We start from the raw sequence: 607 nt of genomic DNA on the forward strand, positions 1-607 counted from the left end.
TAGCAGCTGCCGGGCACCGCCGACGCGTTCCTGGCCCTGATCGAGGCCGGCTGGGACACCGAGGTGGCCCGCCGCCCGCACGGCCAGCACACCACCGTCCTGGTCCACCTCGATGTGGACCAGCGCGCGGCCGCCGTGCACCTGGGTCCGCTGCTCACCGAAGCCGAACGCCAATACTTGACCTGCGATGCCACTTTTGAGGTGTGGTTTCACCGCGACGGCCAACCCCTCGGCTCCGGGCGCAGCACCCGCGAGATCAGCCGCCGGCTCCGCCGCGCCCTGGAACACCGCAAACACGGCCGCTGCGCGGTCCCGGGCTGTGGGGCCACCCGCGGTCTGCACGCCCACCACATCACCCATTGGGAAAACGGCGGCCCCACCGACCTGGACAACCTGGTCCTGCTCTGCCCCTACCACCACCGCGCCCACCACCGCGGCCTGATCACCATCACCGGACCCGCCCACCAACTCCTAGTCACCGACGACGACGGCCAACCCCTCACTCCCGGGTCACTGGCACACCCACCCACCACACCGCTGGGCGGCGCGGACGACCGCACTTTTGACCAGGCTGAACTTCCTCGCTGGCGGGAAGTGACCGCCGGGT

Annotated in this window: 1 pseudogene; it reads left to right on the forward strand. The window is 70.7% G+C overall.

What is annotated here, in order from left to right:
* Window positions 1–6: 6 nt before the first annotated feature.
* Window positions 7–607 (forward strand): annotated as a pseudogene (locus tag A5636_RS25390) (DUF222 domain-containing protein); the annotation flags it as partial.

Source organism: Mycobacterium asiaticum, assembly GCF_001673315.1.
GTDB lineage: Bacteria > Actinomycetota > Actinomycetes > Mycobacteriales > Mycobacteriaceae > Mycobacterium > Mycobacterium asiaticum_B.